This is a genomic window from Pseudopontixanthobacter vadosimaris (assembly GCF_012979275.1).
Classification (GTDB): Bacteria; Pseudomonadota; Alphaproteobacteria; order Sphingomonadales; family Sphingomonadaceae; genus Pseudopontixanthobacter; species Pseudopontixanthobacter vadosimaris.
This window is the reverse complement of the sequence record NZ_JABASZ010000043.1, coordinates 38500-55728: the sequence shown is the minus strand read 5'-3', so window position 1 is coordinate 55728 and position 17229 is coordinate 38500. Positions and strand designations below refer to the sequence as shown.

16 protein-coding genes and 1 tRNA gene are annotated in these 17229 nt (G+C 62.1%); 10 read left to right on the top strand and 7 right to left on the bottom strand.

The genetic code is table 11. The annotated features are described in order from the left end of the window. Positions 1-5: 5 nt before the first annotated feature. The 5 genes from HG250_RS12445 to HG250_RS12425 all read left to right on the top strand — a co-directional run bounded on the left by HG250_RS12445 (position 6) and on the right by HG250_RS12425 (position 5324). A complete protein-coding gene (locus tag HG250_RS12445) occupies positions 6-689 on the top strand; it encodes a site-2 protease family protein (RefSeq protein ID WP_170005659.1) in 684 nt (227 codons plus the stop codon). After that, positions 686-1702, top strand: a complete 1017-nt coding sequence (gene truB, locus HG250_RS12440; RefSeq protein WP_240957118.1) for a tRNA pseudouridine(55) synthase TruB — start codon at positions 686-688, stop codon at positions 1700-1702. Before HG250_RS12445 ends, truB begins: the two co-directional genes overlap by 4 nt. Then, positions 1699-1968: a 30S ribosomal protein S15 gene (rpsO, locus tag HG250_RS12435; RefSeq protein ID WP_170005658.1), complete on the top strand. Its 270-nt coding sequence runs from the start codon at positions 1699-1701 to the stop codon at positions 1966-1968. The genes truB and rpsO overlap by 4 nt, the downstream gene beginning before the upstream one ends. A 213-nt stretch (positions 1969-2181) precedes the next feature. Then, the gene (pnp, locus tag HG250_RS12430; protein ID WP_170005657.1) at positions 2182-4554 is read left to right on the top strand and encodes a polyribonucleotide nucleotidyltransferase; all 2373 of its coding nucleotides are present in this window, start codon (positions 2182-2184) and stop codon (positions 4552-4554) included. Positions 4555-4640: 86 nt separating this feature from the next. After that, on the top strand, positions 4641-5324 hold the full coding sequence (locus HG250_RS12425; RefSeq protein ID WP_170005656.1) for a spermidine synthase family protein: 684 nt from the start codon (positions 4641-4643) through the stop codon (positions 5322-5324). Positions 5325-5342: 18 nt separating this feature from the next. Here HG250_RS12425 and HG250_RS12420 read toward each other — a convergent pair whose 3' ends face one another. The 5 genes from HG250_RS12420 to HG250_RS12400 all read right to left on the bottom strand — a co-directional run bounded on the left by HG250_RS12420 (position 5343) and on the right by HG250_RS12400 (position 8905). Then, positions 5343-5867, bottom strand: a complete 525-nt coding sequence (locus HG250_RS12420) for a DUF1993 domain-containing protein (RefSeq protein WP_170005655.1) — start codon at positions 5865-5867, stop codon at positions 5343-5345. Positions 5868-5896: 29 nt separating this feature from the next. Beyond that, positions 5897-6538, bottom strand: a complete 642-nt coding sequence (locus HG250_RS12415) for an ATP-binding cassette domain-containing protein (RefSeq protein WP_170005654.1) — start codon at positions 6536-6538, stop codon at positions 5897-5899. Next, positions 6528-7235, bottom strand: a complete 708-nt coding sequence (gene modB, locus HG250_RS12410; protein WP_170005653.1) for a molybdate ABC transporter permease subunit — start codon at positions 7233-7235, stop codon at positions 6528-6530. The genes HG250_RS12415 and modB overlap by 11 nt, the downstream gene beginning before the upstream one ends. Then, positions 7229-7918 carry a molybdate ABC transporter substrate-binding protein gene (modA, locus tag HG250_RS12405; protein ID WP_338103920.1) on the bottom strand — a complete coding sequence of 230 codons (690 nt, stop codon included), beginning with the start codon at positions 7916-7918 and terminating at the stop codon, positions 7229-7231. Before modA ends, modB begins: the two co-directional genes overlap by 7 nt. A 195-nt stretch (positions 7919-8113) precedes the next feature. Then, entirely contained in the window at positions 8114-8905 is a 792-nt protein-coding gene (locus HG250_RS12400) for a GcrA family cell cycle regulator (protein ID WP_170005652.1), read from the bottom strand. A 184-nt stretch (positions 8906-9089) separates the two neighbouring features. On the opposite strand from HG250_RS12400, the gene HG250_RS12395 reads away from it, so the two are divergent. Next, the gene (locus HG250_RS12395; RefSeq protein ID WP_170005651.1) at positions 9090-9938 is read left to right on the top strand and encodes an ABC transporter permease; all 849 of its coding nucleotides are present in this window, start codon (positions 9090-9092) and stop codon (positions 9936-9938) included. Positions 9939-9948: 10 nt separating this feature from the next. On the opposite strand, the gene hspQ is transcribed toward HG250_RS12395, so the two are convergent. Further along, complete coding sequence (gene hspQ / locus HG250_RS12390; protein ID WP_170005720.1) at positions 9949-10329, bottom strand: heat shock protein HspQ; 381 nt, start codon at positions 10327-10329, stop codon at positions 9949-9951. Positions 10330-10484: 155 nt separating this feature from the next. On the opposite strand from hspQ, the gene HG250_RS12385 reads away from it, so the two are divergent. Continuing rightward, positions 10485-10574, top strand: a tRNA-Ser gene (locus HG250_RS12385). A 243-nt stretch (positions 10575-10817) separates the two neighbouring features. Here the strand turns inward: HG250_RS12385 and HG250_RS12380 are convergent. Beyond that, entirely contained in the window at positions 10818-13475 is a 2658-nt protein-coding gene (locus HG250_RS12380; RefSeq protein ID WP_170005650.1) for a TonB-dependent receptor, read from the bottom strand. Between the two features lie 114 nt (positions 13476-13589). Here HG250_RS12380 and HG250_RS12375 point away from each other — a divergent pair, with 114 nt between their 5' ends. From HG250_RS12375 to HG250_RS12365, 3 genes are all read left to right on the top strand, one after another. Continuing rightward, positions 13590-14234: a TetR family transcriptional regulator gene (locus HG250_RS12375; RefSeq protein ID WP_170005649.1), complete on the top strand. Its 645-nt coding sequence runs from the start codon at positions 13590-13592 to the stop codon at positions 14232-14234. 192 nt (positions 14235-14426) lie between these two features. Continuing rightward, entirely contained in the window at positions 14427-15776 is a 1350-nt protein-coding gene (locus HG250_RS12370; protein ID WP_170005648.1) for a phosphotransferase family protein, read from the top strand. Further along, a complete protein-coding gene (locus HG250_RS12365; RefSeq protein ID WP_170005647.1) occupies positions 15773-17050 on the top strand; it encodes an acyl-CoA dehydrogenase family protein in 1278 nt (425 codons plus the stop codon). Before HG250_RS12370 ends, HG250_RS12365 begins: the two co-directional genes overlap by 4 nt. The last annotated feature ends 179 nt before the right edge of the window (positions 17051-17229 follow it).

The following is a 17229-nucleotide window of genomic DNA, read 5'->3' as shown; positions in this document are numbered from 1 at the left end:
CCGCCATGACAGAAACCCTCATTCTCGCCGCGATCCTGATACCGTGCCTTATCGTCGCCATCGTCTTTCACGAGGTCGCGCATGGCTGGGCGGCACTGTCGCTCGGCGATCCGACCGCGAAGGAACAGCGCAGGCTCAGCCTCAACCCGCTGCGCCATGTCGATCCGGTCGGCACGCTGCTGGTGCCGGGCTTCCTGGCCGTGGTCGGGGGGCCGATCTTCGGCTGGGCGAAACCGGTGCCGGTGATGAAACACCGGCTCGACAATCCGCGCTTCGGCATGATGGCGGTGGCCTTCGCCGGGCCTGCCACCAATTTCCTGCTCGCAGCTGTCGGGGCGGTGGCGCTGGGCCTGTTTGCCGGATCGCTGACCGCCCCGCCGGAAGGTTTTGCGGGCGGGCTGTTCGAGGGCCTGCGCTATTTCATCCTCATCAACATCTTTCTCGCGCTGTTCAACTTGTTGCCGATCCCCCCCTTCGATGGTTCGCACATTCTCGAAGGACTGCTGCCGCCTTCTGCGGCGCGGGCTTATGAGCGGCTGCGCCCCTTGGGCATGGTGCTGTTCATCGGACTGATCGCCATCACCTGGATCTTCCCCGACAGCGGCGTGATCGAGGCGGTCGTCCTGCCGCCGGTGGAGTGGTTGCAGGAGAAATATCTAAACCTTTCGATCGCGATCGCCGGCGGATGAGCCGAACCATGGACAAGAGCGTGCCGCCATCGGGCTGGATCATCCTGGACAAACCGCCGGGTCTTGGCTCAACCCAGGCCGTGGGTGCAGTGAAACGCAATCTGCGCGAGGCCGGTTACGCAAGGACCAAGGTCGGGCATGGCGGCACGCTGGACCCGCTGGCCGAAGGGTTGCTGCCCATTGCGCTGGGCGAAGCGACCAAGCTCGCCGGGCGGATGCTCGATGCCAGCAAGACCTATGTCTTCACCCTGCAATTCGGCACGGAAACCGACACGCTGGATGCCGAGGGCGAGGTGACGCGAAGCACAGGTCGCCGTCCGCCCATCGCCGCCATCGCGGGCATCCTGCCGCATTTCACCGGCGAGATCGAACAGGTGCCGCCGAAATATTCGGCGCTGATGGTCGACGGCCGCCGCGCCTACGACCGGGCGAGGGCGGGGGAAGAGGTGACCATGACCTCTCGCCGCGTCACCATCCACAGCCTTGAACTGGCAGGCGGCGAACGGGATGACCGCGTCGAATCGACCTTTGCCACCACTGCCGGCCGCCCCGATCCCTACGACCCTTCCGCTCCCCTGGAACTTGCCGACAGCATCACGCTGGTGGCAAATGTGAGCAAGGGCACCTATATCAGGTCCCTGGCGCGCGACATCGCCCATGCGCTCGGCACGGTCGGCCACGTCACCTATCTGCGCCGCAGCCGCGCAGGACCGTTTGAGGATGCCACCGCGATTTCGCTGGACAAATTGAACGATCTGGGCAAGGGCGCACCGCTAGAAGACGTAATTCTGCCGATCGAGGCAGGGCTGGACGACATCCCGGCTCTTCCCCTCACGTCCGAACAGGCAGAAGCGGTCCGCCAGGGCCGCGTTCTTCACGGACTGCCCCATGACGACGGGATCGTTCTGGCGAAACTTGGCGATGTGCCGGTTGCGCTGATGGATGTTTCCGCCGGGTCGGCGAAAGTCGTCAGGGGTTTCAACCTACCCGATGTCGCGGAGCATGACAGTTGACGATTACCGCAGAAAAAAAGCAGGAAGTGATCAGGGAACACGCGCAGAGCGACGGTGATACCGGCTCTCCCGAAGTCCAGGTCGCCATCCTGACCGAACGTATCCGCAACCTGACCGACCATTTCCAGAAGAACCACAAGGACAATCATTCCCGCCGCGGTCTCCTGATGATGGTCAACAAGCGGCGCAGCCTCCTCGCCTATCTCAAGAAGGTGGATGTGGCGCGCTACAACAGCCTGATCCAGAAACTGGGTCTGCGCAAATAAGAGTTTCGCGGATGAGGCGGCTCCTGAAGACGGAGCCGCCTTTTTCGCATGAAGGCGCTGGCAGAACACCGCAGGCGCCTGTGAACGGGCATCCCTTGCATTCGGCACGGGGGCCTTGGGGCGGATCAAGGCCCCGCACCGGACCGGGACGGAACTGCCCGGAACTACAGGCCCCGCGTGCAATCTGGCGGGCGGGTTCAGCAAGGATAACAGATGTTCGATACCAAGACCGTAACCACCCAATGGGGCGGCAAGACGCTCACGCTCGAAACCGGCCGCATCGCGCGCCAGGCCGATGGCGCCGTGCTGGCGACCTATGGCGAAACCGTGGTGCTGTGCGCCGTGACGGCCGCCAGGAGCGTGAAGGAAGGGCAGGATTTCTTCCCCCTTACCGTGCATTACCAGGAAAAATTCTCCGCCGCCGGACGCATTCCGGGCGGCTTCTTCAAGCGTGAAGGCCGCGCGACCGAAAAGGAAACGCTGACCAGCCGCCTGATCGACCGTCCGGTGCGCCCGTTGTTCCCCGAAGGGTTCTACAACGAGATCAACGTGATCTGCCAGGTCCTGTCCTATGATGGTGAGACCGAGCCCGATATTCTGGCGATGGTCGCTGCCAGCGCCGCGCTGACCATTTCGGGCGTGCCCTTCATGGGCCCGATCGGCGCAGCACGCGTCGGTTTCCGCGATGGCGAATATCAGCTCAACCCCAGCCTTTCCGAATGCAAGGAAGGCCGTCTCGACCTGGTCGTCGCCGCCACGCAGGACGCGGTGATGATGGTGGAATCCGAAGCGAAGGAACTGTCCGAGGAAGACATGCTCGGCGCCGTCATGTTCGCGCATGAGGAAAGCCGCAAGGTCATCGGCGCGATCATCGATCTGGCCGAGCAGGCCGCCAAGGAGCCATGGGAACTCGCGAAGGTCGAAGATAAATCCGCCACGCTGGACGAACTGCGCGGCCTTATCGGTTCCGACCTCCAGGCGGCTTATCGCACGACCGACAAGCAGCAGCGCCAGGATGCCGTGAATGCCGCCCGCGAAAAGGCGCGCAATCATTACGAGAGCCTCGATCACAGCGATCCCGCCGAATATCTCGGCAAGCTGAAGCTGGTGAAGAAGCTGGAAAGCGACATCGTCCGCAAGTCGATCCTGAAGGATGGCCAGCGCATCGACGGCCGCAAGACCGACGAGATCCGCCCTATCGAGGCGATGGTCGGCCTGCTGCCGCGCACGCATGGTTCGGCCCTGTTCACGCGCGGTGAGACGCAGGCGATCTGCACCACCACGCTGGGCACCAAGGATGCCGAGCAGATGATCGACGGGCTGGAGGGCCTCAGCTATTCACCCTTCATGCTGCACTATAATTTCCCGCCGTACTCGGTTGGCGAAGTGGGCCGTTTCGGCTTCACCAGCCGCCGCGAGACGGGACATGGCAAGCTGGCATGGCGCGCGCTGAACCCCGTTTTGCCAAGCCATGAGGATTTCCCCTACACCATCCGCATCCTGTCCGACATCACGGAGAGCAACGGCTCGTCCTCGATGGCGACGGTCTGCGGTGGCTGCCTGTCGATGATGGATGCAGGCGTACCGATCGAACGCCCGGTATCGGGCATCGCAATGGGCCTGATCCTCGAAGGCGACGATTTCACCGTCCTGTCCGACATCCTGGGCGATGAAGATCACCTCGGCGACATGGACTTCAAGGTGGCCGGCACCAGCGAAGGCATCACCAGCCTGCAGATGGACATCAAGGTCGCGGGCATCACGCGCGAGATCATGACGAAGGCGCTGGATCAGGCGAAAGCCGGCCGCGCCCATATCCTGGGCGAGATGACCAAGGCGCTGGGCACCGCCCGTACCAGTGTCAGCGAACATGCTCCGCGTATCGAGACGATGCAGATCGACAAGTCGAAGATCCGCGACATTATCGGCACAGGCGGCAAGGTCATCCGCGAGATCGTGGCGGAAACCGGCGCAAAGGTGGATATCGATGACGAAGGCGTGATCAAGATCAGCTCGTCCGACGCCAGCCAGATCGAAGCGGCGCGCCGCTGGATCGAAGGAATCGTCGAGGAAGCCGAAGTGGGCAAGGTCTACACCGGCAAGGTGGTCAATATCGTCGATTTCGGCGCATTCGTGAACTTCATGGGCGGCAAGGACGGTCTCGTCCACGTGTCCGAAATGAAGAACGAGCGTGTCGAGAAGCCGACCGACGTCGTGTCCGAAGGGCAGGAAGTGAAGGTCAAGGTTCTCGAGATCGACCAGCGGGGCAAGGTGCGCCTGTCCATGCGCGTGGTCGACCAGGAAACCGGCGAGGAACTTGAAGACACCCGTCCGGCCCGCGAACCGCGTGAACCGCGCGGCGATCGTGGCGACCGGGGTGACCGCGGCGGCGACCGTCGTGGTCCCCGCGGCGGCGGGAATGACCGCGGCGGCAATCGCGGCGGCGGCGGCCGTGGTCCCCGGCGCGAAGGCGGCAACCGGGATAACAATCAAGGCGGCGGCAATCAGGACGGCGGTAATCAGGGTGGCGCGCGGACGGAAGGCGGCAACCCCGACCACCTGCCCGACTTTCTGAAAGACGACTGAGCCAATCAGCCATTGACCGAAGGGGGCCGCGCAGGGATGACCTGCGCGGCCCCTTTTCTTGCCACCCGAACGCAAAGGATTCAGCGATGCTACCCCGCGAAACCATCGCCACCGCGCAAATCCCCGGCGGGGAGGAGTTGCAACTGGTTACCCATGGCCGCGATTTCATCATCATGGTGGGCCGCGACGAATTGATGAGCAGCCGGATGCAATTTTCGGAGGAACAGCTTGCCCTGCTGACGCTGGAGCGATTGTCAGCGAAGGCGCCGCATGTCCTCATCGGCGGCTACGGCATGGGCTTCACCCTGCGCGCCGCTCTCGGCGGGCTGCCCGCCGATGCGAAAGTGGTCGTAGCCGAAATCGCGCCCGAGATCGTCGAATGGGCGCGGGGGCCGATGGCGTCGCTGACGGGCGACAGCCTCGACGACAAGCGCCTCAAGCTCGAATTTTCGGATGTGGCCGACGTGATCGGCGATGCAGCAGACGGCTTCAGCAGCGCCTATGATGCGATCCTGCTCGATGTCGACAACGGCCCTGACGGCCTGGTGCGGAAGGAAAACAACCGCATCTATTCACGCACCGGGCTGGCGCTTGCACGTGAAGCCCTCCGGCCGGGCGGCTTGCTGGCGGTATGGTCGGCAGCGCCTGACCCGGCATTCGTCCGGCGGCTGAAAGACGCGAAGTTCCTGGTCGAAGAACGCTATGTGCGCGCAAGGCCCAACAATAAGGGGCCGCGCCACACGATCTGGTTCGCCCGCCGCCCCGACTAGGTTAAATCGACCCGAAATTCAGGTCTGGATACGCAGCCCGCCCAGATAGTCCCGCTTGCCGATCTCCAGCCCCTTCATGCGCAGGATGGCGTAAGCGGTGGTGGCATGAAAATAGAAGTTGGGATTGGAAAAGCTCAGCAGGAAGTCGCGCACCGTGAAGTCCAGCCGGTATTTTTCACCGATCGAAAATACCATGGGCTTGTCGGCGATGGCCTCCAGATCCTGCGGCGTCACCTTTTCGAGGGCCTGTTCGGCGGCAGCAAGAACATCGCGCAAGCCGCTGAAACTGTCCGGCGGGCTGGTCATGTCGGGCGAGAACGCCCCTTTTCGCACACCTTCAAGCGCCCCTGCGGAATGGGTTGCACAGCTTTTAACCTGGTAGGTGAAGGGGGCCATGTCATCGGCAAGGCGCGCGTGGAGCAGGTCTGCCGCATCCAGTCCCGCGTCAGCGCAATGCGCCTCCGCTCTGTCCACCAGCAGCTTGACCGATCCGAGTATCTGCAGCCAGCTTGGGACGGTGGCTTCGTGTAGGGACAGGGGCATATTGTCGCTTCCTTCGGTGGTTTGCTGTGTCAGGCGATCTCTATCACTTCTCCCGCCAGACGCTCAACCTCGGCGCGGTCGTGGCTGACATGCAGGATCGGCAGGCGCAATTCGTCGCGTATGCTGATGATCAGTTGCGCCATTTCTTCGGCACGGGCGGGATCGAGCGAGACGAGCGGTTCGTCGAGCAGGAGAAAGGACGGGCGCGAGAACAGGGCGCGCCCGATTGCGACACGGCGGATTTCGCCGCCGGACAATGTGGCGGGCCAGCGGCCGAGCAGGTGACCGATTCCGAGCAGGGCGATGATCGCCGTCTCGTCCAACATCTGCGGCCCGCCAGAAAGCCGCTTCCGTCTCGCGCCGTAAGCGAGATTGGCCGCCACCCGCAAATGCGGAAAGAGGCGGGCATCCTGAAACACGTAACCGGCACCGCGCATTTCGGGGCCAAGAAAAAGGCCCTCCCCCATGTCGAACAGGTGCCGCCCGCCGATAATGGCATGGCCGCTTTCCGCTCTCGCCAGCCCCGCGACGCAGTTCAGCAGGCTGGTCTTGCCCACCCCCGACGGGCCGACCAGCGATGTCAGTGCAGCGCCCGAACGGATATGGTAGTGGCGTATCCCGTCGCCGACGCGAAGGCGGCAATCGATGTCGAAGGCAAGGTCAGAAGGCATGCAGGCGCGTGCCCTCCGCCTGGCCCAGCGCGCTGCGGCGCACCAGCCATTCGCTCAGGACCAGCGCCACCAGCGACAGGACGATGGAGATGATGGCGAGCCTTGCCACCGCAACATCCGTGCCCGGCACCTGCAAGGCGGAATAGATCGCCAGCGGCAGGGTTCGCGTTTCGCCGGGGATATTCGAGGCAAAGGTGATGGTGGCACCGAACTCGCCCAGCGAACGGGCGAAGCCGAGCATGGTGCCCGCAGCGATGCCCGGTAGGCTGAGCGGCAGGGTGATGGTGGCAAATGCCCGCCAGCGCGAAGCCCCGAGCGTCCGCGCCGCACCGACCAGCCGGCGGTCCACCGCTTCGATCGACAGGCGCATCGCGCGCACCATCAGCGGCAATGCCATGATGGCAGCCGCCAGCGCCGCACCGGTCCAGCGAAAGACGAAGCCGATCCCCAGGTTCTCCCCCATCCATGCGCCTACGGGACCATTGTTCCCGAACAGCAGCAGCAGCAGCCAGCCAGTCACGACCGGCGGCAGGACGAGCGGCAGATGGACCAGCGCGTCGACCAATACGCGGCCGGGGAACGCCCGTCCGGCCAGAACCCATGCCAGGCCATAGGCGAGGGGCAGGGTGACGAGGATCGCAACCACGCTGACCTTCAGCGACAGCCGGACGATCTCCCATTCCGCGCCGCTCAACAAGGCAGCGCTGCCGTGCAGAAGCCATGCCGGGCGAAAATGTCCTTGGCCGGCTTGCTCGCCAGAAAGTCGAGGAAGGCGGCAGCGTCGGGATGGCTCGATCCCGCCAGCAGGGCAGCGGGATAGGCGATGCGCGGGTGGCTGTCGGCAGGCAGTTCGGCCATGATGCTTACTGCCGACGAAGCGGCGGCATCGGTCGCATAGACGATGCCCAGCGCGGCCTCTCCGCGTTCGACCAGCGCGAGCGCGGCACGGACGTTTTCGGCTCTTGCGACGGATCGTTCCACCCTCGGCCAGACCCCCAGCTTCTGCAGCGCGGCCCTGGCATAACGGCCCGCCGGAACACTGTCAGGATCGCCCATTGCGAGGCGTTTCTCGCCAAGATTCGCCAGCACAGCTTGCGGACTGCGGGTGGAAGCAGACTCGCCCGCGCGCCTTACGATCACCAGGCGATTGCCCATGAGGATACGCGCGCCCGGTGCGCCGAGCAGCCGCATGTCTGCCAGCCTGTCCATCCACAGGATATCGGCGGATATGAACAGGTCGGCAGGCGCGCCCTGCTCGATCTGCCGGGCAAGCGCAGAGGATGATGCGAAGGAAAGGACAGGCGGGGCATGCCCCTGCGCTGTCCACAAATCCGCTGCTTCCTCCAGCGATCCCTGCAGGCTGGACGCCGCAAGGACCACAGGCCCGCGGGATTCCGGATCAGGCGCGCATGCCTGCAAAATCAGGAGACACGCAAGACCGAACGCGACCATGGCCGCCAATATGGCGCCAGAGTCGCTGCCACTGGCGGAACACATGCAGGACTGTTCGCCCGAAAACGCGCCAGACACGCGCGATGTTCTCACCATGGTACGGCCGGCGCAGGCAGCGGCGGTTCAGCGGACCCGCGGGCCACCGAAGGGAAGCGGCGGGGGCGGGCGACGCTGACCGCGCGGCAGTTGCGCCTGATAGGCGCGGCCGCAATGTTCGACGCAATAAGGGAAGCCGGGATTGACCGCAGTTCCGCAGAAATGGAAATCCGCTTCGCCGGGGTGACCCATGGGCCAGCGGCAAACCTTGTCGGACAGGTCGAGCAGGCTGGTCTTGTCGGCAATTTCGGGAGCAGGACGCGCAGGCACCAGCCGGCGCGGCGGAGCAGGGGGGATGGGCGGCTGCTGATCGCCCGGTCCCTGGCGCAGAAACCCCCCGGGCCCGACGGACACGACCTTGCCTTGACCGGAACGCGCCGGTGCGGGCTGATCGGCAACAGGTCGCGCTGCTTCGCCCGATACTGCCGCAGGGCTGACGCTTTCGTCCGCCGGCCTGGCAGTCGGCGCAGGCTCAGCTTTCGGCGCAGCAGGCGCAGGGCTGGCAGGCGCCGGATTTTCTGCCGGGCGAGCAGCGGAAGGAACGTCTCTGGGCTGGTCCTTGGCGGATTGCGCGGGCGCCGCCGATTTCTTTTCGGCCGGTGCAGACTCGGCCTTTGCAGCTGATTTGCCAGTGCTCTTGGCAGAACCCTTCGCATTGGCCTTGACCGGAGAAGGCCGGGATTTCAGCCCGAGGCGGTGCGCCTTGCCGATCACGGCATTCCGGCTGACGCCGCCGAGTTCTTCCGCAATCTGGCTGGCGGTATTGCCGCCTTCCCACAATTTCTTCAACGTGGCGATACGTTCTTCAGTCCAGCTCATGCTCGTTCCAGTTCTACTTCCGGCAGCCCGGCCCGCCGCCCCTCATGCCTGAAGGCGATTTCCCGGCATCGATCTTGCCACGAGGGATGGCAGGGCCTAGGCGCGGCGGGCTGGCCGATCAAGTCTGCACCCGTGCCGACGCGCCATTCACTTCAAGACGCAGTTTCCCCGGAAGGATCCCGCGATGGTCGATAATTCAGGCGAAATCACCCGCCGTTTCGCGCCGCGCGGCGTACCCGTCATTCAGGGCATCAACCGCATCGGCCTGTGGAGCCTCTATTGTAAGGAGGTTCGCCGGTTTCTCAAGGTGCAGACGCAAACCGTCTGGGCGCCTGCGGTCACGACGCTGCTGTTCCTGGTCATCTTCACGGTCGCGCTGGGCCGGTCGGGGCGGGAGGTCCTGGGCGTGTCCTTCGCAACCTTTGTCGCTCCGGGCCTGATCGTTATGGGCATGATGCAGAATGCCTTCGCCAATTCCAGTTTCAGCCTGCTGTCCGGCAAGATCCAGGGCACGATCATCGATCTGCTGATGCCGCCGCTTTCGGAAGGCGAATTGATGACCGGCATCGTCGCCGCCGCCATGACCCGCGCCATCATGGTGGGCTTTGCCGTCGCACTTGCCATGTCGCTCTACCCCGGTGTCGATCTTGGGGCGGCGCATCCCTGGGCCATCGCATGGTTCGGACTGATGGGTGCGGCCATGCTTGCGCTGCTCGGCCTTCTGGCCTCGATCTGGGCCGAGAAATTCGATCACAATGCGGCCGTGACCAATTTCGTGATCGCGCCGCTCTCGCTATTGTCGGGCACCTTCTATGTCATCGACAATCTGGCACCGTTCTTCCAGGCGATCAGCCGCCTCAACCCGTTCTTCTATGTCATATCGGGCTTCCGCTTCGGATTTCTGGGCGAAAGCGACATCGGCGATACGAACGAAGCCGTGATCCACAGCGCGCTGGGCCTCGGCATCTTCGTGCTGCTGCTGGGTTTTGTGACCTATCGCGTCCTGAAAAGCGGCTGGAAGATCAAGGAATGAACGCTGCGACCTAATGCGTCAGCGCGCGGCGCATCCGGTATTTGCCACCTTCGAAGGCATCGAACAATTCGGAAACCTGCGGATGTTCGACCGGCCCGCCTTCGGGGTCGGGGCGCAGATTCTGCTGGCTGACATAGGCGACATAGGATGATTCGTCGTTTTCGGCCAGAAGATGATAGAACGGCTGATCGCGAAGGGGCCTGATGTCTTCAGGAATGGCTTCGTACCATTCATCGCTGTTGGCGAAGACCGGGTCGATGTCGAAGATGACTCCGCGAAAATCGAACATGGCGTGACGAACCACGTCGCCGATGGAAAAGCGGGAGTTTACATGGCGCGGCACATCGATGGTGCGGCCGGCCTGTGGGGAAAAGAACTTCGCGCGGTCGATCATGCAAGGGAATATAGGGCATGAGCCGCATCGCACAAGCGCGCAGCCCTTTATGCTGCGGCGTGCAAAGGGGCTTGGCAATGTCCGGACGGTGCGCTAACCGCCCCGCTCCCGACAGGCTGGGCCACCAGGCCCCGAGCGCGCGATCTTTTTGCGGAGAGGTGCCGGAGTGGTCGAACGGGGCAGTCTCGAAAACTGTTGAGCACGTAAGTGTTCCGAGGGTTCGAATCCCTCCCTCTCCGCCACACACCCCCAGCACTCATCTCCGGTGACAGGGCTGCCGCGCAAAGTGGCGGAACTGGTGAGGCTGCGCGGGCCAACCCGTCACGACCCAAGTGGTTCGCGAGCGTCTCCCGCCACGGGCGTAAAGATTTTCTGGTCCGATTAAGATCATGTCGCAATGTTGTCGAGCCGCGAAATATCGCGGCCCCGACACCGAAGGACGAAAAAACCGTCTTCCGCGTCGGGGCCGGATTACCGGCCAGCGCTCAGAAGCGTGAGCGGACCGTGATGCCATATGTGCGCGGATCCTCGATGAAGGCGGCGCGCGCGCCGGCGATCAATGGCGTATTGTAGGTAATGGACCGCGTGATCTGATTGGTCAGGTTCTGCCCCCAGACTTCGATGGCGATCCTTTCGTCTGGCGATTTGACGCCCAGCCGCGCATTGATCTTGAAGTTCGCTTCCTGCAAATCGAACGGAATAGGTGTCCGCGTGCCATCGATAAAAGCCTTGGTGCTTGTCCGGCGCGAGCTTTCGTAGCGGAGATTGAAGTTTGCCAGAAAGTCCCAAGCCATACCCGAATCGATGGGGCCGTCATAAGTCATCCCGGCAACGCCGGTGAACTTCGGGGCGTTGGTCAGCTGCGCTCCGCACAGTTCGAAGGCCGGGTTGGGTCCGCCGGCGGCTACGAATCGCTGGTCGCAATCATCGCCATATTCCGCATCGGTGTAAGTGCCCGAGAGCGAACTGCTGACGTAAGGATTCCACTGGGCGAACAATTCAGCTTCCATGCCCTTCGCCGTAACGTCATCCACATTGAACGTCTGGAACTGCGTCCCGGTGAATTCGAGGACCTGGAAATCCGAAAGCTCGTTGTAGAACAGCGCGAAGTTGGCACGTCCACGACCGTCCAGGATCGTCGCCTTCAACCCCAGCTCGTACGAATCTATCTCCTCAGACCGGAAGCGCGGATCGGCTCCGCCCGCCGCTGCCGTGGAATCGAGGTTGAAACCGCCTGCTTTGTAACCATGCGTAAAACCGCCATAGAGCAGCAGGTCGGGGTTCGGTTCCCAGCTTGCCTGAGCGGTGTAGATGAACTCGTCATCTTCGAAGACAAGGTCGAATTCTCTTGGCAGGAAGGCAACGCCGAGCGCCGGAGCGGCGAAGGGGAAGCAGTTGATAAACGCCGATGCGCCATTGAGAGCAGGCGTGGAAAGCGCACCCGCCACCGCGGTTCCAAGTATCGGCTGCAACAACTGGAATGCCGTCGCCTGCGGGGTACCGGCAAGCGTCAGTCCAGCCAGACAGGCCGGGTTGTTGGCGGCCAGCTGTTCATAGCTGCCTTCCTTGCGGTCATCGACATACCGTGCCCCCAGCGTGATCGCGAACTCGTCGGTCACGCTGAAGATGTTATGCGTGAAGACGGAGATGCTTTCACCCTGCTGTGCGTACCGGTTATATCCGAAACTGTTGTCCGAGCTGATCGGCGTGGCGAAAACGCCCGGGTTGGGCGCACCGGCGAGCACCGAATTTATGTAAGCACCCGCTTGCGGCACGAGGCCGAGGATCTGACCGGCAAATGCTTCGCCGAGCACCCCGCCGAAATTGGCAATTCCGGCCACGCGCTGGAAGTCCGGACCCAGTGTCAGGCTGGCCTCCTCGACGATATCCTCGTCGGCGTAATACACACCCACCAGGTAATCGAGCGGTCCGGCATTGCCCTGCAGCCGCGCTTCGGCGGTGAAGGTCTTGATGTCATCGAACAGAGGCGGAAGCACGTCCTCGGTAATTCCGGCAATCGAATAGACCTGGCTCGCCTGGAAATCGTCCTGGATGCTGTCACCGCGGAAATCGCGATAGGATACCAATGCGGTCAGCGAAGGACCGCCGAAATCCCAGACCAGTTCGCCGGAAACGCCCCATTGTTCGATGCTGTTGTCGATGACTTGACCATTGGACCGCAAGTCGCGGCGACCGTCGATCACCGGCAGCCTGTTCTGCGCCGGATTGGCGTTCGCGAAGTCGGCGATCACGCCGTTGGGATATAATTCGTTGAACAGGGCGCCGTTGATGTTCGCACCGGGCGATAGCGTAATTGAATCGCAGCACCGTTCGTCGGTTTCCTGATAGTCGCCAATGATGCGCAGACTGATGTCCGCATTCGGCTCCCACAGGAGCTGGCCGCGCAAGAGATAGCGATCACGGTCATTCACATCCTGACCGAGCGCATTGATGAGGAAACCGTCGCGTTTGCGATAAGCGGCGGTCGCCCGGATTCCGAGCGTATCGATGGCGATGGGCACGTTGATTGCGCCCTTGACATTGATGAAGTCGTAATTGCCGTAGGAGCCTTCGACGAATCCGCCGAACTCGTCGAGATCGGGCGCCTTGTTGCGGATGACCAGCGCGCCAGCCGTCGTGTTCCGCCCGAAGAGCGTGCCTTGCGGCCCGCGAAGCACCTCGACCTGCTGGACATCGACCAGTTCGCCGAGCGCGACACCCGGACGCGACTGATAAACGCCGTCGATGAACACACCGACCGCCGATTCCAGACCGATATTGTTTCCGGTAGTGCCGATACCGCGCAGGCGGATCGAGGTGCCCTGCGATCCGGTCTGCGAACTCTGGACATTGAAGCTGGGAGCGACGGCGCCGAGCGACTGGATATTGTTGATCCCCTGCCGATCGAGCTGCGCGGGCGTTACCGCGGTTACCGCGATGGGGATATCCTGCACATCGCTGGCACGCTGGGTTGCCGTCACGATGATGACATTGGAATTATCGATCGGGTCTTCCTGCTGATCGTCGACCTCGGCATTGTCGAGCGCGTCGGGTGCGTCGGCAACCGTTTGCGCCGCTGCCGGGACGCATAAAGCTGCACCCAAACCGATGACACTGGCGCCAATGATAGTTTTTCTTATCATTTGTCCTCTCCTCCCCTGACTCTTGAACGGCCGGTAGAACCCCTTATTATCAGCCTTGATAACACGAGCAAGCCCGTTTACGTCTTGGCCAAGGCCCGCAGGAAGAACGAGAATATGAATGTCGCTGCCCTGTCATTGCCCGATCAGCACGGGTCGAAGCCTGACATCAGGTCGTCCCTGCTGCAGGCCGCGGGCGCTCTGATGCGCGAGCGGGACACGGTGGAGATCGGCATTCTCGATATCGCGAAGCGGGCCGGAGTGAACCACGGGATGATCCGCTATTATTTCGACAACAAGGAAGGATTGTTGCTGGCGCTGCTTGAACGCGATCTTCTCGCGCGCATCGACCAACTGGACAGGCTGCTTGCGCTGGACATCACCGCGACCGAACAGATGCGCCGGCATCTCGGCGGCGTGGTCGATACGTTTTACGAGATCCCCTATCTCAACCGGCTGATCCACTACATGGTCCGGGGAGCGAAGCCTGGCAGGGTGGACCACATCATAAGTACGCTGCTCGAACCGCTGGTCGACGCGCAGAAACGCATCATCGACAAGGGCGTCGCCACCGGCGAGTTCCGCAAGGTCGACCCCAGGCTGTTCTTTTTTACCATCACCGGCTCGGCGGATGGCCTCTATGCCAATCGCCTGACATTGCAGGCTGTGTTCGGCCTAGGCCGGGACGCCGCCGATGCCGAGCTGCACGAGACCTACAAGGAACATACGCTCGATGTACTCATGGCCGGGTTGCTGGCCTGAGGTGCTCTATGCGAGGTGCGAACGGACTTTTATATTGAGGTATAGGTAACATGGATTTGGGCTTATCCGCGCCCACCGGGCTTTCGAGACAAGCTGTCGCGAATGATAACTCGGCGAGATAGGCGCGATATTGTGAATGACGATCATCTGGTCAGGAAGATCGAGACCTGTTGTCGCAGGCATCTGGGCCCCATGGGGGCCGTCACGGATCTGGAGCGCCTTTCGGGCGGGGCCAGCATGGAAAGCTGGGCCTTTACCTATGGTGAGCAGAACATCGTATTGCGGCGGATGCCGGTCGGCATGGCGAGCGAGCAGGGTGACGCCGCGACGCCATCCGCGATTTCGCTGGATGCGCAGGCCGACCTGATCGAGATTGCCTGCAAGGCTGGCGTCAGTGCTCCAAGGGTGCTGGCCAGGCTGACCGATGAAGATGGGCTTGGCCAAGGATTCATGATGGTCCGTAGCGTCGGTGAAACGCTGCCGCGAAAGATTTTCGGCGATCCGGACCTTGCCGATGCCGTTTCCACGCTATCGGAGCAATGCGCGCGCGAGCTGGCTGCCATTCATGCGATCGGTCTCGATCGTCTGCCAGCGGAAATTCGATGCATCGATGCTGCTGCCCTTCTGGATATGCAGGAAAAAGCCTACCGCACCCTGCAAGTTGCACTTCCTGCCTATGACTATGCATTCAGATGGCTTGAAAACAACATTCCGGAAGTCGAGCAGCCAAAACTTCTCCATGCCGATTTCCGCATGGGGAACCTCATGGTCGACAAGCAGGGCATCAGCGCCGTTCTGGACTGGGAGCTGGCGCATATTGGTGATCCGATGGAAGATCTGGCTTATCTGTGCACGCCCAGCTGGCGTTTCGGACATTATCACCGCGAAGCAGGCGGCTTCGACAGCGCGGATAATCTGATCGCAGCCTATGAAAGAGCCAGCGGCACCAGGGTTGACCGCAACCGGTTCGACTGGTGGCTGATGTATAACACGCTCTGGTGGGGCGTCACCTGCCTGCGTATGGGGCACAGCTATCGTGACGGTACGGTGCATGTGCTGGAACGGACGATTATCGGTCGCCGATCTTCGGAAGTGGAGACAGACCTGCTGTTACAGTTCGAGCAGATGGACCTTGCCGGGGGCGCTCCGCTTGTCTTCGGGACGCCGCGTCTTCTCCCGGAACATGGAGAAGTCGAATATGCCGAGATTCTCAATGCGCTGATCGAATGGAACCGGGAAAAGATTCTTCCCGAAAGCCAGGGGCACGCCTTGTTCGAGGCGCGCGTTGCGAACAATGCGCTCGGCATCGCGCAACGCCATGCCGCCTGGGGTCGGCAATATGCCGAGCAATCGGCTGCGCGGCTTGCGCGCCTCGGATTGTCAAACGTCGATCTCTGCGCCGCGTTGCGGGGCGGGAGCAAGGCCATCGACGATCGCGACGTGTGGGATCATCTGCGGCATACAGCGCTTGAGAGACTGTCGATCGACCAACCCGGATATGCCGGCCTGCAAGTAGCCTTAGAGAATTGGACCTCAAGATGAACAATTTTGAAATCCCCCGGGAGATCGAGGATTATCTGCGCGTTCTGGACCGGTTCATCGAAGACGAGATCAGACCGATCGAACGACGCGATGACAATATCCGCTTCTTCGACCACCGCCGGGAAGATGCGCGAACCGATTGGGAAAATGGCGGCCTTCCTGATGAAGAATGGGAAGAATTGCTGACGGAGATGCGCCGGGTCGCCGACGCCGCCGGCCATTATCGCTTCGCTCTGCCCAAGGAATATGGCGGCAGGAACGGTTCCCATCTGGCAATGGCGCGCATACGCGAGCATCTCGCCGGAAAAGGCCTTGGCCTGCATAATGATCTGCAGAATGAAAGTTCCATCGTCGGTAATCTGGTCCTGCCACTGATGGTGCGGGATTTTGGGACGGATGAGCAGAAGGCTGCATATATTCCGCCCCTGCTGGAAGGGGAAATGCGCTGGTGCTTCGGCCTGACTGAAGAGGATCATGGTTCCGACGCTACCTGGATGGATACCAGCGCGGTCCCTGAAAGGCGCGACGGCGTGGATGGCTGGTTGATCAACGGCAACAAGATGTGGACCACGGGCTTGCACAAGGCCACCCATGTCATGACCTTCGCCCGCCATAGCGGCAAGGATCGCGATGCCAGAGGGATCGGCTGCTTCCTGGTTCCCGTGGAAGCGGATGGCTTCGCAATCGGTGAATATCTGTGGACGTTCAACATGCCCACCGATCATCCCAGATGCTCGTTCACGAACGTCTGGATTCCCGCAGCCAACGTGCTGGGCGATCTCGATAGGGGCCTGGCCTGCGCGCAGCATTTCGTCCATGAGAACCGGATCAGGCAAGCTGCGTCTTCGCTCGGAGCGGCGCAATACTGCATCGACGAAGCCGTGAAACATGCCGGGGAACGCAAACCCTTCGGCAAACCGCTTTGCGTCAATCAGGGCATCCAGTTTCCGCTGGTCGAACTGCACACCGAAGCAGCGATGCTCCGGCAATTGATATACGCCACCTCGGCAAAAATGGACACCATGCCCAAGCCCGACGTCGCCAGATATCTGTCGGCGCAGATCAGCATGTGTAACTACCGCGCAAACCGGCTGTGCTGCGATGCCGCCGACCGGGCCATGCAGGTTCACGGCGGCATGGGCTATTCCCGGCATAAGCCATTCGAGCATATCTACCGCCACCACCGGCGCTATCGCATCACGGAAGGCGCGGAAGAAATCCAGATGCGCAAGATTGGCGGTGACATGTTCGGATTTCTGAACCGGGAAAAGTAGCTCGTTCAGTCCACGCCCAGGTTCCGCTGAAGGGATGCCGAAGGCGGTGTGGATCTGATGCAACGGCTGCGCCGAGGTGGCGCAACCAAGGCTGGCAAGTCCGATCCCAGGATAGTAGTTGAATGACTAGTATAAGTAACTTAACGATACCGTCGCGACCTTCAGCAGAGCGGGAGGCA

Bases quoted from the DNA above. Each gene is read 5' to 3' on its own strand.
- HG250_RS12445 (WP_170005659.1), top strand. From the start codon at position 6: ATGACAGAAACCCTCATTCTCGCCGCGATCCTGATACCGTGCCTTATC.
- truB (WP_240957118.1), top strand. From the start codon at position 686: ATGAGCCGAACCATGGACAAGAGCGTGCCGCCATCGGGCTGGATCATC.
- pnp (WP_170005657.1), top strand. From the start codon at position 2,182: ATGTTCGATACCAAGACCGTAACCACCCAATGGGGCGGCAAGACGCTC.
- HG250_RS12425 (WP_170005656.1), top strand. From the start codon at position 4,641: ATGCTACCCCGCGAAACCATCGCCACCGCGCAAATCCCCGGCGGGGAG.
- HG250_RS12420 (WP_170005655.1), bottom strand. From the start codon at position 5,867: ATGCCCCTGTCCCTACACGAAGCCACCGTCCCAAGCTGGCTGCAGATA.
- HG250_RS12415 (WP_170005654.1), bottom strand. From the start codon at position 6,538: ATGCCTTCTGACCTTGCCTTCGACATCGATTGCCGCCTTCGCGTCGGC.
- HG250_RS12400 (WP_170005652.1), bottom strand. From the start codon at position 8,905: ATGAGCTGGACTGAAGAACGTATCGCCACGTTGAAGAAATTGTGGGAA.
- HG250_RS12395 (WP_170005651.1), top strand. From the start codon at position 9,090: ATGGTCGATAATTCAGGCGAAATCACCCGCCGTTTCGCGCCGCGCGGC.
- HG250_RS12380 (WP_170005650.1), bottom strand. From the start codon at position 13,475: ATGATAAGAAAAACTATCATTGGCGCCAGTGTCATCGGTTTGGGTGCA.
- HG250_RS12375 (WP_170005649.1), top strand. From the start codon at position 13,590: ATGAATGTCGCTGCCCTGTCATTGCCCGATCAGCACGGGTCGAAGCCT.
- HG250_RS12370 (WP_170005648.1), top strand. From the start codon at position 14,427: ATGGGGGCCGTCACGGATCTGGAGCGCCTTTCGGGCGGGGCCAGCATG.
- HG250_RS12365 (WP_170005647.1), top strand. From the start codon at position 15,773: ATGAACAATTTTGAAATCCCCCGGGAGATCGAGGATTATCTGCGCGTT.